This window comes from Breoghania corrubedonensis, from assembly GCF_003053845.1.
Classification (GTDB): domain Bacteria; phylum Pseudomonadota; class Alphaproteobacteria; order Rhizobiales; family Stappiaceae; genus Breoghania; species Breoghania corrubedonensis.
Genome location: NZ_QAYG01000006.1, coordinates 174,718 through 190,417, shown reverse-complemented (window position 1 = coordinate 190,417; position 15,700 = coordinate 174,718). Strand labels below are relative to the sequence as shown.

The 15,700-nt window shown below is 65.1% G+C and carries 14 protein-coding genes; 3 read left to right on the top strand and 11 right to left on the bottom strand.

Translation table 11 applies throughout. The annotated features are described in order from the left end of the window. Window positions 1-98: 98 nt before the first annotated feature. The 3 genes from betB to betI form a co-directional block, all read right to left on the bottom strand. Entirely contained in the window at window positions 99-1,562 is a 1,464-nt protein-coding gene (gene betB / locus C8N35_RS16120) for a betaine-aldehyde dehydrogenase (RefSeq protein ID WP_107990739.1), read from the bottom strand. Between the two features lie 250 nt (window positions 1,563-1,812). Next, on the bottom strand, window positions 1,813-3,468 hold the full coding sequence (gene betA / locus C8N35_RS16115) for a choline dehydrogenase (protein WP_107990738.1): 1,656 nt from the start codon (window positions 3,466-3,468) through the stop codon (window positions 1,813-1,815). Window positions 3,469-3,479: 11 nt separating this feature from the next. Next, a complete protein-coding gene (gene betI / locus C8N35_RS16110) occupies window positions 3,480-4,100 on the bottom strand; it encodes a transcriptional regulator BetI (RefSeq protein WP_107990737.1) in 621 nt (206 codons plus the stop codon). A gap of 675 nt (window positions 4,101-4,775) precedes the next feature. Here betI and C8N35_RS16105 point away from each other — a divergent pair. The 3 genes from C8N35_RS16105 (at window position 4,776) to choV (ending at window position 7,998) form a co-directional block, all read left to right on the top strand. Continuing rightward, on the top strand, window positions 4,776-5,768 hold the full coding sequence (locus tag C8N35_RS16105; RefSeq protein ID WP_107990736.1) for a choline ABC transporter substrate-binding protein: 993 nt from the start codon (window positions 4,776-4,778) through the stop codon (window positions 5,766-5,768). Between the two features lie 318 nt (window positions 5,769-6,086). Beyond that, complete coding sequence (choW, locus tag C8N35_RS16100) at window positions 6,087-6,932, top strand: choline ABC transporter permease subunit (protein ID WP_107990735.1); 846 nt, start codon at window positions 6,087-6,089, stop codon at window positions 6,930-6,932. Between the two features lie 31 nt (window positions 6,933-6,963). After that, window positions 6,964-7,998 carry a choline ABC transporter ATP-binding protein gene (gene choV / locus C8N35_RS16095; RefSeq protein WP_107990834.1) on the top strand — a complete coding sequence of 345 codons (1,035 nt, stop codon included), beginning with the start codon at window positions 6,964-6,966 and terminating at the stop codon, window positions 7,996-7,998. A gap of 249 nt (window positions 7,999-8,247) precedes the next feature. Here the strand turns inward: choV and C8N35_RS16090 are convergent, their stop codons facing one another. The 8 genes from C8N35_RS16090 to ehuC all read right to left on the bottom strand — a co-directional run bounded on the left by C8N35_RS16090 (window position 8,248) and on the right by ehuC (window position 15,461). After that, window positions 8,248-8,817 carry a UbiX family flavin prenyltransferase gene (locus tag C8N35_RS16090; RefSeq protein WP_245926821.1) on the bottom strand — a complete coding sequence of 190 codons (570 nt, stop codon included), beginning with the start codon at window positions 8,815-8,817 and terminating at the stop codon, window positions 8,248-8,250. Between the two features lie 274 nt (window positions 8,818-9,091). After that, entirely contained in the window at window positions 9,092-10,111 is a 1,020-nt protein-coding gene (gene doeB / locus C8N35_RS16085; protein ID WP_107990734.1) for a N(2)-acetyl-L-2,4-diaminobutanoate deacetylase DoeB, read from the bottom strand. Window positions 10,112-10,114: 3 nt separating this feature from the next. Continuing rightward, the gene (gene doeA, locus C8N35_RS16080; protein ID WP_107990733.1) at window positions 10,115-11,308 is read right to left on the bottom strand and encodes an ectoine hydrolase DoeA; all 1,194 of its coding nucleotides are present in this window, start codon (window positions 11,306-11,308) and stop codon (window positions 10,115-10,117) included. A 52-nt stretch (window positions 11,309-11,360) separates the two neighbouring features. Then, window positions 11,361-12,353, bottom strand: a complete 993-nt coding sequence (gene eutC / locus C8N35_RS16075; protein WP_107990732.1) for an ectoine utilization protein EutC — start codon at window positions 12,351-12,353, stop codon at window positions 11,361-11,363. Continuing rightward, window positions 12,350-13,333 (bottom strand): hydroxyectoine utilization dehydratase EutB, encoded by a 984-nt coding sequence (eutB, locus tag C8N35_RS16070; protein ID WP_107990731.1) that lies wholly within the window; start codon window positions 13,331-13,333, stop codon window positions 12,350-12,352. Before eutB ends, eutC begins: the two co-directional genes overlap by 4 nt. An 11-nt stretch (window positions 13,334-13,344) precedes the next feature. Further along, window positions 13,345-14,142 carry an ectoine utilization protein EutA gene (gene eutA, locus C8N35_RS16065; protein WP_107990730.1) on the bottom strand — a complete coding sequence of 266 codons (798 nt, stop codon included), beginning with the start codon at window positions 14,140-14,142 and terminating at the stop codon, window positions 13,345-13,347. Next, window positions 14,139-14,798: an ectoine/hydroxyectoine ABC transporter permease subunit EhuD gene (gene ehuD, locus C8N35_RS16060; RefSeq protein ID WP_107990729.1), complete on the bottom strand. Its 660-nt coding sequence runs from the start codon at window positions 14,796-14,798 to the stop codon at window positions 14,139-14,141. Before ehuD ends, eutA begins: the two co-directional genes overlap by 4 nt. 3 nt (window positions 14,799-14,801) lie before the next feature. Next, complete coding sequence (gene ehuC / locus C8N35_RS16055; protein ID WP_107990728.1) at window positions 14,802-15,461, bottom strand: ectoine/hydroxyectoine ABC transporter permease subunit EhuC; 660 nt, start codon at window positions 15,459-15,461, stop codon at window positions 14,802-14,804. Window positions 15,462-15,700: the final 239 nt, after the last annotated feature.

The window sequence follows — 15,700 nt, the reverse complement described above, 5'->3', positions numbered from 1 at the left end:
CATTGCCGGCCGCCGCGTGCGACGAGCAAAAGGTGGATCCCCCGGACAAAGCCGGGGGATGACGAGGGAGAGAGCGGATCGGAAGGGCGACCGCTCCCTCAATAGGGGCAGTCGATCTTGCCCGTCTCCACATAGATGCCCTTGACCTGGGAATAATGCTCGATCGCGGCCTTGCCGTTCTCGCGGCCGATGCCGGATTTCTTCATGCCGCCAAAAGGCATTTCAACCGGCGTCAGGTTGTAGGTGTTGATCCAGCAGGTGCCGGCATGAAGCTGCGCCACCACACGGTGGGCGCGGGCTATATCGCGGGTGAAGAGACCGGCGGCAAGGCCGAACTGCGTGGCATTGGCCCGCGCGATCACCTCGTCCTCGCTGTCGAAATCGAGCACGCACATGACGGGGCCGAAGATCTCCTCGCGCGCGATGTGCATGTGGTCGGCGACATCCGCGAAGATCGTCGGCTGCACCCACCAGCCATCGGCAAAGCCCTCGACCACCGCCGCCTCGCCGCCATAGACGAGTTCCGCGCCCTCCGCCTGGCCAAGCCGCATGTAGTTGAGCACCTTGTCGTACTGCGCCTTGGAGACGAGCGGCCCCATCTGGCTCGCCTCGTCCATCGGATCGCCAATGACGATCTTGCGCGTGCGCTCCACCAGTTTCTCGATGAACTGCGGGCGGATCGAGCGGTGCACGAAGACCCGCGTGCCGTTGGAGCAGATCTGTCCGGTGGAATAGAAATTCGCCAGCATCGCGCCCGATACCGCCTCGTCGAGATCGGCGTCCTCGAAGACGATCAGCGGCGATTTGCCGCCGAGCTCCAGCGTCGTCTGCTTCAGCCCGGCACCCGCCAGCGCGGCCACCTTCTCGCCCGTCGGCACCGAGCCCGTCAGCGACACCTTGGCGACTTCCGGGTGAGAAACCAGCAGCCGCCCCGTCTCGCCGTCGCCCTGGACCACGTTGAAGACGCCCTTCGGCAGGCCAGCCTCGATCAGGATCTCGGCAAGCTTCAGCGTGGAAAGCGGCGTGACTTCAGACGGCTTGAACACCATCGCGTTGCCGCAGGCCAAGGCCGGTGCCGCCTTCCAGCCGGCGATCTGGATGGGATAGTTCCACGCGCCGATGCCGACGCACACGCCCAGCGGTTCGCGTCGGGTATAGGCGAACGGCCCGCCCAGATCGATGTGCTCGCTTGTCAGCGTCGGGATCAGAGATCCGAAATACTCCAGGCATTCCGCCGCCGAGGCCGGATCGGAGACCAGCGTTTCCTGCAGCGCCTTGCCGGTATCGAGCGTTTCCAGTTCGGATAGTTCCCGGTTGCGATCGCGCAGAATCTCGGCCGCCCGGCGCAACACCCGTCCGCGCTCGACCGCCGGGGTGGCCGACCATTCCTGAAAGCCCTCGCGCGCCGAGGCCACCGCCGCATTCACCGTATCGCCACGCGCCGAGCGGACCCTGGCGATCACCTCGCCGGTCGCCGGATAGACGCTGTTGAATTCGGGCCCTTCGGCCTCGTTCGCATAGGCACCGTGAATGTAATGGGATGCTTCGGGTTGGGCGCGCATGGGCGACCTCCTGTTCTTATTGAGCTGAAGTTTCACGATTGGAGCCCGGAAAGACCCCGAATGTCGAGTGTCGCATGCGCATTCCCGCCATGCGCCGGGATTTCGGTGAAACGGGATGGGAGCACGGGACAGGTCAAGAAAGGGTTGCCGGGAAAACGCCCGTTTCCAGCCGCTTGCTCCCCTCTCCCCCTTGCGGGGGAGAGGGGAGCGTACCGCGCCGCCTCGGAAAATAGCGCCTCTTCTTCGCCCTCTACCTCTGCGAATTCCGCCAGTCCGGATGCCACCACGCCGGAACGTTCGTGGCGGGCGGCAGGCTCTTGCCGAGAATATGATCGGCCGCCTTCTCTCCCACCATGATCGACGGCGCGTTGAGGTTGCCGTTGGTGATGCGGGGAAAGATCGAGCTGTCGGCGACCCGCAATCCCTTGACCCCGATCACCCGGCATTCGGGATCCACCACCGCGAACGGATCGTCCGCCGCCCCCATCCGGCAGGTGCCGCACGGATGATAGGCGCTCTCGGCATGTTCGCGCACGAAGTCGTCGATCGCCGCATCGCTTACCGCGTCCTCTCCCGGCTGGATTTCCTTGCCCCGGAAAGGCGCGAAGGCACCTTGAGCGAAGATCTCCCGCGTCAGCCGGATCGCCTGTCGGAAATCGGCCCAGTCCTCCGGCTCGCTCATGTAGTTGAAACGGATCACCGGCTTTTGCGCCGGGTCCGGCCCGGCAAGCTGCACCGTTCCGCGCGAGGCCGACCGCATCGGCCCGACATGGGCCTGATAGCCGTGGCCTTCGGCGGCCGTCTGCCCGTCGTAGCGCACCGCCATCGGCAGGAAATGGAACTGGATGTCGGGATAGGAAACGCCCGCGCGCGAGCGGATGAAGCCGCAGCTCTCGAACTGGTTGGAGGCACCGATGCCGGTGCGCGTGAAGAACCACTGCGCGCCGACCAGCGCCTTGCCGAAAAGGTTCCAGTACTTGTAGAGCGTGATCGGCTGGGTGCAGGCCTGCTGGACATAGACCTCCAGGTGATCCTGCAGGTTGAGCCCGACGCCCGGCCGGTGAACCAGCGGCACGATGCCCGCGCGCTTCAGTTCCTCCGCATTGCCGATGCCTGATGCCATCAGCAGCTTCGGCGAATTGATGGCGGAGGCGGCGAGGACAATTTCCTTCTCCGCCAGCGCGGTCTGGATAGCGCCGCGCACCTCGTATTCGACGCCGACAGCCTGGACACTTTCCATCAGCACGCGCCGGGTCATCGCGCCGGTCACCACCGTCAGGTTCGGTCGTTTCATGGCGGGCTTCAGATAGGCATCGGCGGCGGACCAGCGCTTGCCGCGCCACACCGTCATCTCCATCTCGCCGAAGCCTTCCTGCCGCTCGCCGTTGTAATCGGCGGTTCTGGAATAGCCTGCCTGTCCGCCCGCTTCGATGAAGGCGTCATGAAGCGGGTTCTTGCGCGCGCCGCGGGTCACATGCACGGGGCCATGCGTCCCCCGCCAGGCACTTTGCGCACCGTGGCTCGTCTCCATGCGCTTGAAGTAGGGCAGAACGGACGCGTAGTCCCAGCCCGCGGCGCCCATCTCCGCCCAGGTGTCGAAATCGCCGGCATGACCGCGCACATAGACCATGCCGTTGATCGCGGACGACCCGCCGATCACCTTGCCGCGCGGGGTCTGCAGCCGCCGCCCGCCCAGATGCGGCTCCGGCTCGCTCTCAAACCCCCAGTCGTAGCACTTCATGCTCATCGGATAGGAAAGGGCCGCCGGCATCTGGATGAACGGGCCGAAGTCGGACCCGCCATATTCCAGCAGCAGCACGGCATTCTTCGGATCCTCGCTCAGCCGTGTGGCCAGCGCACACCCGGCGGAGCCCGCCCCCACAACGATGTAATCGTACTGGTTCACGCGACACTCTCTTATCTGTTGACCTGCCCGCCGGATGCCCCGGCCGGCGCTTCGCTTTCGATCTGTCGTTCCACGTAGTCCTCCACCAGACGGATGGCGGAACGGGCATCCGGCTCGCCCTTGGCAAGCGCGCGCTGGAGCCAAAGTCCGTCGATCAGCGCCGCCGTGCCTTCCGCCGCCCTGCGCGCCCGCCCGCGCCGACCAAGCACGGCAAGGAACTCGTGGGTCAGATTTGAGACGAGCCGGCGGTGATAGACCTGCAACAGTCGCTGCGTCTCCGGATCCGTCTCCGCCTGCAGATAGAAGGCCAGCCAGGCGGAAATGATCGAGGACCGGAACTGCGAGGGCGCGAAGCTCGCCGCGATCACCGCCGAGATGCGTTCGCGCGGCGTGCGCGCCTTCGCGCGTTCCTCTTTCAGTTCGCGCGCGAGATCGGCCAGCAGATGGCGCATCGTCTCCGTCAGCAGCGCCTTCTTGGAGCCGAAATAATGCAGCGCCAACCCGCCCGAGACACCCGCGCGCCGGGCGATGTCGGCAACCGTCGCATCGCAGAAGCCGCGCTCATGGATTGCCTCCACCGTGGCCGAGATCAATGCGCGCCTGCGCGCGCCTTCCATTCCAATTCGTGGCATGTCCGATTTCCTGAAGCTCAGCCATACTTATTTTTGATTGAACACTCAATCAATGAAAATTTGATTTTACCGCCGTATGCTGGTTATATGGTCGCAGCTTCGTGCTTCCATGCACCCGACAAGGCTGCCTTGTTGCAAAGGCTCGCGGGACACAGGAAGCGCGACTGGGGCTGACGGCTCTGTCTGCGAGAGGGTATGGACGGCGAGACGCATCAGCCGGAAGCGGCGCGTCTTTTTCCGCGACATGAATCTTGCTCGCCGATCAGTGGCGCAGATCCGTGGCACCGGTCTGTCCGCCGCGCCGGTTGTCCGCCCCGAAACGCGACATGCTGCGGCACGATCGGCGCACCGCGCCCGATTTCCGGTGGATACCCCGGTCGGGAAACCGATCGCCCGCCGCGAAAAGCCCGCAACGCCTTGTGCGCGGAAGCGCGAGCGCGCAATCTTTGCCAGCCGGTGGCCGAAGCCCCGACAGGTCCTTGAAACCGGACCATTTCAACGGGCGCTGGCCGGAGGTTGTGCGACCATACCGCACGCCCGGTGCGATGCTCCGGGATGTTGCAGGACCTTGCATGGCAGTCGTTTGCGCCGTGCCACCGCTTCGGGCGTCCCGCGCCCATTCCTTTGGCGCCGCATGAGCGGCGCGAAGTTGAAACAAACGAGGAGAAGTCATCGATGCCGAACGAGACGAGCCAAGCAGCAAAACGCCCGACCCGGCGGACAATCGGACGGACGTTCGTCGCCCTGACCGCCGCAGTCGGGTTCGCAGCGGGCCTCGCCGGATCGGCGACGGCGGCGGACGACGCCTGCAAGGCGGTCCGCTTCTCCGACGTCGGCTGGACCGACATCACCGCCACCACGGCCGCGACCGCCGTCGTCCTCAAGGGCATGGGCTACGAGCCGGACGTGAAGCTGCTGTCGGTGCCCGTCACCTACACGTCGCTCAAGAACGACGATATAGACGTCTTCCTCGGCAACTGGATGCCGACCATGGAAGCCGACATCAAGCCCTACCGCGAAGATGGTTCGGTGGAGACCGTGCGCGCCAATCTCGAAGGCGCCAAGTACACGCTCGCCGTGCCCAAATACACCTATGACAAGGGCCTCAAGTCCTTCCAGGATATCGCCAAGTTCGCCAACGACCTCGACGGCAAGATCTACGGCATCGAACCGGGCAACGACGGCAACCGCCTGATCCTCGACATGATCAAGAACGATCAGTTCGGTCTGGGCAAGATGGACCTGGTGGAATCCTCGGAACAGGGCATGCTCTCGCAGGTCCGCCGGGCCACCAGGCGCGACAAGGACATCGTGTTCCTCGGCTGGGCGCCGCATCCGATGAATTCCAACTACGACATCGAGTACCTGTCGGGCGGCGATGACGTCTTCGGCCCGAACTATGGCGGCGCGACGGTCTACACCAACGTGCGCAAGGGCTACATGGACGCCTGCCCCAACGTCGGCAAGCTGCTTCAGAACCTTGAATTCTCGCTGCCGATGGAAAACGAGATCATGGGCGCGATCCTGGATGACGGCATGGACGCCCAGCCGGCCGCCAAGGCCTGGCTGAAGAAGAACCCGGATGTGCTGGATGGCTGGCTCGACGGCGTCAAGACCTTCGACGGCAAGGACGCGCTTCCGGCGGTCAAGGCCTCGCTCGGGCTCTGAGCCGCTCGCCTTTCCTCATCATCCCCCGGCACCATCCGGGGGATCCAACGCGCCCTTGCCCGGGCGTTGAGGCAGAAGGCCCGGAACTCGGCGAGCGCCGGCAGCCTTCCGCCGGCGCCGTTTTTTTTCCACCGGCAATCGCGCGCACCCGTCACGTCACCTTAAGCGCGAGCGAAGCTTGCCCTCGACCGCGCACGCAACTGCGCGCATCATCGGGCTTTGAACCTTCCGCCTGCACCCGCATTGCGGGTACGCGCGCAAGGTCCGGGCGCCATTTCACGATTGTGACCTTCAGACCATGACGAAGAACGAGAAAGCATGAACTGGATAGCCGAGCATAAAATCCAGATCGGACGCTGGGTGAGCCAGCTGGTCGATTGGCTGACGGACAACGCAGCCGGCGTCTTCGACACGATCGCCTGGGTTCTCTCCCAGCTTATCGACAGCCTGCTGTGGGTTCTGCTGACCCCACCCCCGCTCGTCGTCGTGCTGATCACCGTGGCGCTCGCCTGGCTCGTGCGCCGCAACTGGAGCTTCCCGGTCTTCGTCGCCATCGCCCTGCTCTTCGTCATCAACCAGGGCTACTGGAAGGAGACGATGGAGACCCTGTCGCTGGTCATTTCCGCTTCCGTCATCTGCATGGTCGCCGGTGTTCCCATCGGCATTCTGGCCGCGCGCTCGGACACCTTCTACGCGATCCTGCGTCCGATCCTCGACCTGATGCAGACGATCCCGACCTTCGTCTACCTGATCCCGGCGCTGATCCTGTTCGGCCTCGGCATGGTGCCCGGCCTGATCGCGACCGTGATCTTCGCCATCCCCGCCCCCATCCGGCTCACCCGTCTCGGCATCGCGTCGACGCCGAAGCCGCTGATCGAGGCGGGCCAGGCCTTCGGCGCCACCCGCTGGCAGCTTCTGTGGAAGATCGAGATGCCCTACGCCACGCCCTCCATCATGGCCGGCCTCACCCAGACCATCATGCTTTCGCTCTCCATGGTGGTGATCGCCGCCCTGGTGGGTGCCGACGGGCTCGGCGTCCCCACCTTGCGCGCGCTGAACCAGGTCAATATCGCCAAGGGCTTCGAGGTTGGCCTCGCCATCGTCATGATCGCGATCATGCTCGACCGCTTCCTCAAGATCGACGACGAAAAGGCAGGGCGCTGATATGCCCGGCGAGGACATGCCCGACCACAAAATGACAACCACGAACAAACCGATCGTCAGCTTCGAGGGCGTCGATATCGTCTTCGGCGACAATCCCAAAGCCGCGCTTCCGCTCATCGACCAGGGCAGGAGCCGCGACGAGATCCAGACCGAAACCGACCAGATCGTCGGCGTCACCGGCGCCACCTTCGACGTGTACGAAGGCGAGGTGCTGGTGCTGATGGGGCTTTCGGGCTCGGGCAAGTCGACCTTGCTCAGGGCGGTCAACGGCCTCAACCCCGTCATCCGCGGCCGGGTTCTGGTGCGTGACGGCAAGGAGGAGATCGATCCGGCGGATTGTTCCTCGCAACGCCTGCGCCATCTGCGCCGCTCGCGCGTGGCCATGGTTTTCCAGCAGTTCGCGCTGCTGCCATGGCGCACCGTTCTGGAGAATGTCGGCTTCGCGCTGGAGCTTTCCGGCGTCGACAAGAAGGAACGCGAGGAGCGCGCCCGCGCGCAACTCGATCTCGTCGGCCTCACCGAATGGGCCGACAAGCGCGTCCACGAGCTGTCGGGCGGCATGCAGCAGCGCGTCGGCCTCGCCCGCGCCTTTGCGACAGACGCGCCGATCCTCCTGATGGACGAGCCGTTCTCCGCGCTCGACCCGCTCATCCGCTCGCGTCTTCAGGACGAGCTTCTGGAATTCCAGGCCAAGCTCAACCGCACCATCATCTTCGTCAGCCACGATCTGGACGAAGCGGTGAAGATCGGCTCGCGCATCGCCATCATGGAAAGCGCGCGCGTCGTCCAGCTCGGCACGCCGCAGGAAATCGTCAGAAAGCCCGCGACCGATTACGTGGCCGATTTCGTCGCCCACATGAACCCGCTCAACGTTCTGCGCGCCCGCGACGTGATGGCCGATGCCACCGGCATGAAGCTCAACGGCGGCCCCACCTGCGGCGCCCGCACGCCGGTGCGCGAGCTGATCGACCTTTGCCTTGAGGCCAACGAGCCGGTCATCGTGCGCGAGGGAGACGAGGTGCTGGGCATCGTCCGCCAGTCCGATCTTCTGGAGTGCCTGAGGTAGGGGCCTTTGCCCGTACCTCCCGCTCATCCCCCTCCCCCGTCATTGCCCGGCGACGTCCGGGCAATCCATTGGCGAGTGCGGCATACGCGGCGCGCGCTGGATCACCCGGACGTCGCCGGGTGATAACGATGAAGGGAGCGGGGCGCGTGTCCGGTTTTGCGCGTTTCCGAAAAACGGCGTTGATGTCGCTGGAGAGATTTCCCCAGGACGAGCTGCGAAAGATCGGCCCCGGCTCTCGTCCGCCTGTCCCTACCCGTCCTTCCACCGCTTCACGCCGTCGATCTCGATATCGAAGAGATCGAGCGCACGCGCTACCGAATGCGTCACCACGTCATCAAGGCTCTGCGGCTTCGTGTAGAACGCCGGCACTGGCGGCAGGATCACCGCGCCGGCCCCCGTGGCACGTTGCATCAGGTCCAGATGGCCGGCATGAAGCGGCGTCTCGCGCACCATCAGCACCAGCCGGCGGCGCTCCTTCAGGCACACGTCCGCGGCACGCACCATCAGGCTGTCGCAATAGGAATTGGCGACGCCTGACAATGTCTTGATCGAGCACGGTGCCACCAGCATGCCCAGCGCGCGACAGGAGCCCGACGCGATCGAGGCGCCGACATCGCGGAAATCGTGAACGACATCGGCCAGCGCCGCGACCTCGTCGCCGGTAAAATCCGTTTCGGCCTCTATCGTGGAGGACGCGGCCGGCGAGAGGACGAGATGCGTCTCCACATCGCCCACGCCCTTCAGAAGTTCCAGCGCCCGGATGCCGTAGATCGCTCCCGATGCGCCCGAAATGCCGATGATAAGCCGATTTCTGTCCACGCCGTATATCCGATGCCGGTTCAACTCTCCGGCCCTTCTGTAGGACGATTCAGGTTCGGAGGGAAACGGCGCGCACGGCCGCGGCATGTTGGGCACGAACTAGCCGCTCGCACCAAACAAGTCCCCTCTCCCATGGGGAGAGGGTTAGGGTGAGGGGATCAGGGTTCTCATGGATACGGATGGATCTCATCCCCCCAACCCGACGCTTCGCGCCGGCCTCTCCCCATGGGAGAGGTTCGTTCGACACCAGCTACGCCATGCTTGCCTCTGCCCATCAATCCGTCAGCACGGCCACCACCGAGGCACAGTCGCCGGGCTTGATCAGGCCCGGATAGTGCCGCGCCGCCAGGATGCCGGAGAGCTTTGCCCTGAGTTCCTGCGGTGCCCGGCCCGTGCGGTTGTAGCCATGCACCCGGGCGATCACATCGCCCTTTTCCACCCGTTCGCCGAGATCAACCATCGTCTCGTAGAGGCCGCCATCCTCGGCGAACGAAAAGCAGTCGACCGACGGCATGTCGAGCCAGCGGGTCGGCCGGCGCACCAGTTCGCTCGACAGGATCCCCGCATGCCGCAGAACGTTGACGACACCCGCGCGCGCGATCCGGACCGTTGAGGCACGCGCCGATCCGCCGCCGCCGAGCTCCGTCGTGACGAACACCTTGCCGAGCTCCTCCGCCGCCGTGTCATACATGCCGACCGCGTCGATCTCCAGCATGCGCGCCGAATAGGGCGCACCGAACGCCTCCACCGCGGCAAACGCGCGCGCTTCCAGATCCTTGTCATCGAGCACATGCGCCGCACAGAACGGCAGAAAGTCGAGCGTCCTTCCGCCGGAATGGAAGTCGAGCACGATATCGGCCATCGGCAGCAGATGACGCTGGAAATAGTCGGCGATCTTCTCCGTCACCGTGCCGTCCGGCTTGCCGGGAAAAAGCCGGTTCATGTTGCCGAAATCCACCGGCGAGGTGCGCGTGCCGTGCTGGAAGGCGGGAAAATTCATCGCCGGCACGATGATGACAGTGCCCGTGACCTCTTCCGCCTTCAGGTTGTTGGCGAGATCGTAAAGCGCCAGCGGCCCTTCGTATTCGTCGCCGTGATTGCCCCCGGACAGCAGCGCCACCGGCCCCTCTCCGTTCTTCACGACACAGATGGGGATCATCACCGAACCCCAGGCGCTGTCGTCGCGGCTATAGGGCAGACGCAACAGCCCGTGCTGCACGCCGTCCCTTTCAAAATCGACGCTTGGCGAAATCGGCGATGGCCTGAGCAGCGCGGCCTGATAGCTGACCGACATGGCTCACTCCTTCACGAAAAGCTTGCGGGGGACATCGGCGAGGCATTCGACGCCGGTTTCGGTGATGAGGATGGATTCGGTGATCTCCAGCCCCATTGTCTCCAGCCACAGCCCGGTCATGAAATGGAAGGTCATGCCCGGCTGGAGTTCCGTCCTGTCGCCGGGCCTGAGGCTCATGGTCCGCTCGCCCCAGTCGGGGGGATAGGAAAGCCCGATCGGATAGCCCGTGCGGTTATCCTTGACGATACCGTACTTCGCCAGCACCGCGAAGAAGGCGTTGGCGATGTCCTCGCAGGTATTGCCGGGCTTCGCCGCCTCAAGCCCGGCCTCCATGCCCTCCAGCGTCGCCTTCTCCGCCTCGATGAACGCGGCATCCGGCTTGCCGAGAAAGATCGTGCGCGACAGCGGGCAATGGTAACGGTTGTAACAGCCCGCCACCTCGAAGAAGGTGCCCTCGCCCGCCTTCATCGGCTTGTCGTCCCAGGTCAGATGCGGCGCGGACGCATCCGCACCCGACGGCATCAGCGGAACGATCGCCGGATAATCTCCGCCGAAGGAGCCGTCCGGCCCGTCCACCCCGCGCAGGCCCGCGTCGTAGATCTCGGCGGCCAGATCGCACTTGCGCATGCCCGGCTCGGCCTTTTCCAGAATGCGTTCGTGGATCTTCTCCACGATCCGCCCCGCCTTGCGCATGTACTCGATCTCGGTCGGGCTCTTGACCGCCCTCAGCCAGTTCACGAGCGCGGTCGCATCGGCAAGGCGCGCTTGCGACAGAGCGCCCTGAAGCGCCAGATAGGCGGCGGCCGAGAACCAGTAATTGTCCAGTTCCACGCCGATCACACCCCTGTCGAGCCGCCGCTCCTTCAGGATCTCGGCGAGCCTGTCCTTGGGGTGGCGCTCGGTCGATTGCACGTAGTGGTCGGCATAGCCGATGATGTTGTCGTGGCCGAGATAGCTCGTGCGGCGGGCGCCGTTGGCATCCTGCCCCCGGCCGAACCATATCGGCTCGCCCTCGCCAGGCACGATCACCGCCTGATGCACATAGAAGGACCAGCCGTCATAGCCGGTGAGCCAGGCCATGTTGGAAGGATCAGACACGATGAGCGTGTCGATGCCCTTCGCCTCCATGGCCCGGCGCGTCTTGGCGAGCCGCTCGGCATACTCCGCGCGCGTGAATTTCAGATTGGGACCCGTCATGGGCTGATCCTCGGTAAGCGCGGTCCAACGGCCGCAAACTCGACAGTCAAAGTCAGGTTTCAAATACCGTTCCCGCCCCGGCGGCGGTCGCCCGCTTCCGGGCCAGTGTCGCAATGGCCGTATCCTGAACGCCCGTGCCGGTCAGATCCGCAATGGTGATCGCCGACGACGTCCCTCTGCCCGCAGCCGTGCCCGCAACGATCGCGCCCAGCTCCGGGAAGTGCCGATCGGCGCCGACAAGGCCGGCAGCGATCGCGTGATGCAGTTCGCCGAGCCGCCGTGTCTGCGAGAGCGCATCGGCCACATAAATGTCGGCGCGCGCGATCGCGGCCGGCTCGATCTCGTTCTTGTGCTCCGCGTCCGAGCCCATGGCGGTGACGTGCTGGCCCGGCTCCAGCCAGTCGGCCATCACCAGCGGCGTCTCCGACGGCGTGGTGGTGACGACCACGTCGGCCCCGGCCATGGCCGCGCGCGGCGCTTCCACAGCCCGCACCGGAATGGCGAGCCGCGCGCTCAATTCCTCCGCCTTCGCGCCCGCACGCGCGAAATCGCGTGCCCATATCCGCGCTTCCTCAATGGGCCTGACCAGCATCAGCGCCTCAAGCTGCAATCCCGCCTGAACGCCCGCGCCGAAAACCGCCGCGACCCGCGCATCCGCGCGCGCCAGATGCTTCGCGGCGACCGCTCCGGCCGCCGCCGTTCGCACGTCCGTCAGATATCCGTTGTCGAGAAGCAGCGCCTCGACAAGACCGGTCTTCGACGACAGCAGCACCATCAGCCCGTTGACGCTTGGCAGCCCAAGTGCGGGATTATCGAAGAAGCCCGGAGAGATCTTGATCGCGAAACTGTCGATGCCCGGCACATAGGCGGTCTTCACGTCGACCTCGCCGCGATATTGAGGGATATCGAGCCTCAGGATCGGCGGCATCGCGACGGCCTTTGTCGCAAGAGCGCGGAAAGCCTCCTCCACGCAGGCGACCGCATCGTGATCGAGCGGGACGAGTGCTCTGAGCTCCGCCTCGGTCAGGATCGACATCGCGCTCATGCCTCGCCCTCCCCGGCGGAGATGATCGCGCGGTGGGCAGCCATGTCGATGTTGCGGCCCGACAGCACCAGCACCGTCGGCCCGGTGACGCTCAGCTTTCCGGCAAGAAGCGCACCAATGCCGACCGCGCCCGCGCCCTCCAGAACCTCGCGCTCAATGGCATAGGCATGCCGAATGCCCGCCGCTATTTCGTCTTCGGTGAGCAGGATCACCTCGTCGACCAGCGCGCGGCAGATGGAGAATGTGAAACGGTTGTCGAGCCCGATACCACCACCCAGAGAATCCGCCAGCGAGGACTGTTCCTCCACCTGAACCGGTTGGCCCGCATCGAGGCTCGCCCTCATCGCCGGACCGCGCTCCATCGACACGCCGACGATACGCACGTCCGGATTGACGGTCTTCACCGCGCTGGCGATACCCGCGATCAGCCCGCCGCCCGACAGCGGCACGACCACACAGGCGGCGTCCGGCACATCCTCGATGATTTCCAGCCCGAGCGTGCCCTGCCCCGCGATCACGGCCTCGGCGTCGAAGGGCGGCACCATCGTCAGGCCCTTGTCCGCGACCAGCCGGTCAACCTCCCTCTGCGCATCGTCCTGGCTCTTCCCGACAATACGGATATCCGCGCCCAGCCGGCCAATCTCCGACACCTTGTTCTCGGGCACCAGCTCCGACATGCAGATGATCGCGGGAATTCCCTCGCGCGCGGCCGCAAAGGCGAGCGCCCGTCCATGGTTGCCGGTGGAGGCGGTGACGACACCCAGCGCGCGCTCCTCCCCGCAAAGCGAGGCGATCGCGTTCGACGCGCCACGCAGCTTGAAGCTGCCGGTCGTCTGGCGGTGTTCCATTTTCAGATGAACCGGTGCCTGCGCACGTTCGCTCAAGGTCGGCGAGACCACGCAGGCGGTGCGCTCCACCAGCCCCGCCACGCGGCGGCGTGCTTCAAGGATGGAGACAAGCGGTATGCGGTCCGTGCTCATGGCTCACCTGCTCAGCTCCCGCTGCCTGTATCGAGCGGCAGGGTCATCAGTCGGCCGAATTCCGGCCGCGCCGCGTCCTCACCGATAAGCCTGAGACACATCCACGCCGTCGCCTGGTTGGAGGTGACGACCGGACAGCCGATTTCCGCCTCGATTTCGGCGGCCACAGAGGCCGTCCGCAAGGCCGTGCAGGAAATGAACAGCGCGTCTGCCCCTTCCGCCATCGCCTCGCGGGCCGCCTCGATCAGCGACGCCGTCGAGATCCGCGCCATCTCACGATCATCATCGAGATCGAGATAGGTGAGCTTCGCCACGTCGAAACCGGCGGCGGAGAAATAGTCGGCCATCGACCGGCTGGTCGCGATCGTGTAGGGCGTGAGCATGGCGATGCGGGTCGCGCCCAGCACCGTCAGCCCGGCGACCGCCGCCATCGGCGGGGTGACCACGGGCACGCCCGGCTTGGCGGCGCGGATCGCGTCGATCACCGCCGGATCGCCGATCGCCACGGAGGCCGACGTGCAGGAATAGCAAACGACGTCGAGATCCTCTTCCGGCAGGATGAGGCCCGCCGCCGCCGTCAGGTCCGGCTGCATGGCGCGCAGGTTTTCCGCCGTCACCGGATTGGCGTAGGGCACGCGGCTGGCGAAGACGCCGACATGTTCGCTCGCCACCATGCGCGCGAAATCGGCTTCGCTGGTGTGATCTGTCGCCAGCACGACGAGCCCGACCCGCTTCTCGATCGCGCGCATTTCAAGGTGCGGCATGGTCTTGCCGCGCACGATCTCCGGCCCCCTGGTGATTGTCGTCATCTCTCGATGCGTCCGTAGCGCTTCTCCAGCCAGCGCAGCCCGAAGACCGACAACAGGCTGATCGTCAGGAAGAATGCGCCGACGAGCGTCATCGGCTCGACATAGCGGTAGTAGGAATTGGCCACGCTCTTTGCCTGGTTCATCAGTTCAAGAACGGTGATCACCGACAGAAGCGGCGTCTCCTTGAACATGGCGATGAAGTAGTTGGCGAGCGCCGGGATCATCGGCGGGATCGCCTGCGGCAGGATCACGTGGGTCCAGGTCTGGCCGCCGGTGAGATTGCAGGCCTTGGCCGCCTCCCACTGGCCGCGCGGCACGTTGTCGATGCCCGCGCGGTAGACTTCGGCCGTATAGGTGCCGTAGTGCAGCCCCAGCCCGATGACACCGGCCACCAGCGGCGGCAACAGGATGCCGAAATCCGGCAGCACGTAGAAGATGAAATAGAGCTGCACGAGAAGCGGCGTTCCACGGATGAATTCCGCCGCAAAGCTCACCGGCATCGAGATCAGCCGCGTCGGCGAACGGCGCAGCAGCGCGATGGCGAGCCCGACCACGGTGGACAGCACCGAGCCCAGCAGCGTCGCGATGATGGTGATCTTCACGCCCTCGATGAGGGTCGGCATGATCTTCCAGACGAAATCCCAGTCCCACTCCATGGCCTAGACCCTCACCCCGTCGAGGCCGCGCGCCAGCCGCTTTTCAAGCGTGCGCACGAACCGGGAAATCGCCAAAGCCATCAGGAAATAGAGAATGAGAATGGTGCCGAAGGGCACGAGGGTCGAGCCCGTCTGGGCGCGCACCACCTGAGCCTCGAACGTCATGTCGGAGAGCGAAATCAGCGAAACGACAGCGGTCGCCTTCAGCAATTCGATGGCGTTGTTGCAGAAGGTCGGCAGCATGATGAGGAAGGCCTGCGGCAGGATGATGTGGCGCATGCGCTGGTAGCGCGTCAGGTTCAGCGCCACGCAGGCTTCGTACTGCGCCTTGCCGATGGAGAGCACCGCCCCGCGCACCACCTCCGCCCCGTAGGCCCCCACATTGAGCCCCAGCGCCAGCACGCCCGCCTGCAGCGGGGTCAGCGTGAAGCCGAACAGCGGCAGCACGAAATAGGCCCAGAACAGCTGCACGAAGATCGAGGTACCGCGGAAGAATTCGATATAGGCGGTGGCCAGCGCACGCAGCGCGAAGTGGCGCGACAGCCGCCCGAGCCCGGCGATGAACGCCATCACGAGTGCCAGCGCGCAGCCCATCAGCGTGAGTTCCACGGTAACCAGCGCGCCCTTGAGGATCAGGCCTAGATATCCGGACCAGTCGATCATGACGGTTCACTCGTTAGGCGGTTCAGGAATTAGGGACGGCAGTCGTCGGAAAGGGGGAACGGGTGCGGAAGCGCGGCGGGAATCCATCCTTCGAGACGGCCCTTTGGACCTCCTCAGGATGACGTTGTGTTCGTCAATGGATTTGAGATGACCAACACCACGACAACGTCATCCTGAGGAGCCGTCGTCAGACGGCGTCTCCAAGGATGGGCCACACGCGCAAGCCACACCGGTCGCCC